Annotated in this window: 1 protein-coding gene; it reads left to right on the top strand. The window is 42.5% G+C overall.

Annotation, left to right across the window (positions count from 1 at the left end; genetic code table 11):
• Positions 1 to 21: 21 nt before the first annotated feature.
• The coding region (locus tag QUA45_RS28570; RefSeq protein WP_333223294.1) for a DNA methyltransferase at positions 22 to 2,206 on the top strand (2,185 nt) is incomplete at its 3' end.

Below are 2,206 nucleotides of genomic sequence, written 5' to 3'. Positions count from 1 at the left end.
CTCATTACCTAGCTATAACTGTTGCCTCGTTTACCTATCTTTACATACTTCAGTCTTTTCAGCCCGACCTACTTAATCGATCGCGGCAAAGAGCGCAAATTTGCTAAATTTAATCAGTTTCAGGCACAGCGATTTGTGTTGCAATGCGTCTTAGCAATGTTTGCCGAAGATAGGGGACTTTTGCCGCCGGCACTCTTTACTCGCTGCGTTAAAGATTGCCTAGAAGGAGCAAGTTCTTACGATGTCTTGGGCGGCTTATTTCAAGCAATGAATCAGCAGGGAGTCACGCCCGCCGGACGTTATGAAGGAGTGGAGTATTTCAACGGCGGTTTATTTTCGGAAATACACCCCATTGAACTGCAACAGGGAGAGTTGAAAATATTAGAAGTTTGTGCCGAACAAAACTGGAGTCAGGTACGCCCTTCTATTTTTGGCAATATCTTTGAATCGGCTTTGAAAACAGATAAAAAACAGCGCCGCGCCTACGGGATTCACTTTACTACAGAGGGAGACATTCGCCGCATTGTTCTGCCCACAATTAGCTATTACTGGGAAGAGCGAATTAACGCGGCAAATACCGTAGCTAAACTGCAAAATCTGCACCAAGAATTAGGTCGCTATCGCGTCCTAGATCCGGCTTGCGGTTCGGGTAATTTTCTGTATGTAGCTTATCAGGAACTCAAGCAAGTTGAAAAGTTACTTTTAGATAAGCTAAACGAGTTCGACGGTACAAGAGGTTATATGAATTTAGTCACGCCGCAGCAATTTTACGGCATGGATATTAACTCGTTTGCGGTGGAGTTGGCGCGGGTGACGTTGATGATTGGCCGCAAGGTGGCGATCGATAATTTGGGATTGAAAGAACCTTCTCTGCCTTTAGATACTTTGGATAAAAATATTGTCTGTAAGGATGCTTTATTTACTGATTGGGTGAAGGCTGACGCGATTATCGGGAATCCTCCGTTTTTAGGCGGAAAGCACATGAGGATTGCTCTGGGAGATGAATATATTGACCGCGTGTTTACACGCTTTCCTGATGTGAAAGATTCGGTGGATTTTTGTGCTTATTGGTTTCGCATAGCTCACAATAATTTAGAACTAAATGGCAGGGCTGGTTTAGTTGCTACTAATTCAATTAGTCAAGGTAAAAGTCGTGCTGCTGCTTTAGATTATGTCGCGCAAAATGGCGGTCACATTTATGCGGCAGTTTCTACTCAGCCTTGGTCGGGGGAAGCTAAGGTTCATGTTAGTTTGATTAACTGGAGCAAGGAAAAGCCGAAACTTTATTATTTAGATAACCTCGCGGTTTCTAGTATCAACTCTTCGCTGCAAGCTACGATTGATGTTTCTCAAGCTGCTAGATTGTCAGCTAATCTTAATCAATATTTTCAAGGTGTAAGTCCTCTTGGCAAGGGGTTTATTGCGAGCGAACAACAGGCTCAGGATTGGATTAAAGCAGATTTAAAGAACCAAGATGTTCTCAAGCTGTTTTCAATGGGTAAAAACTTAGCTAAAAATCCACACGGTAGACCTGGACGTTGGATAATTGATTTCAATGATATGATGATTGAAGAAGCTATAGATTATGCAATCCCTTTTGAGCATATAAAAGCTACTGTCAAACCAAAACGGGATAAGAACCGCAGGGATACTAGGAGAATTAACTGGTGGAAGTTTGGCGAAAATGCTCCTAAAATGAGAAAGGCGATCGCACCTTTATCTCACTACTTCGCCGTACCCAGAGTCTCAACATGGGCTGTCTTTATTCCCGCTCCCGTTAGTTGGCTACCAGGTGACTTAAATATTGTTGTTGCTTCCGAAGATTTCTACATTTTTGGCATTCTCACATCAAAGGTTCATCGCTTCTGGGTTAAAGCTCAAAGATCCACATTTAAAAGAGACACTCGATACACCCATACAACCTGCTTTGAAACTTTCCCATTTCCCCAGACAGCAGCGAAGCAATTAGTAGAGCAAATTCGGGCAACAGCGGTCGAATTGCATCAATACCGCACTCAACAAATGTCAGCAAAGCAGTGGGGAATTACTCAACTTTACAATAAATTTTTTGAAGAGCCAACAAGTCAACTTTATAAACTTCATGCTAAGCTCGATCGCCAAGTAATGCAAGCTTACGGATTTACTGACAGCGACGATATTTTAGCAAAAGTGCTGGAATTAAACCTAGAACTGGCAGAAAAAGAAA

This window comes from Microcoleus sp. Pol12A5 (genome assembly GCF_036701435.1).
Taxonomy (GTDB): domain Bacteria; phylum Cyanobacteriota; class Cyanobacteriia; order Cyanobacteriales; family Microcoleaceae; genus Microcoleus.
Note: the sequence above shows the minus strand (reverse complement) of the source record. Positions and strands in the feature narration are given on the sequence as shown.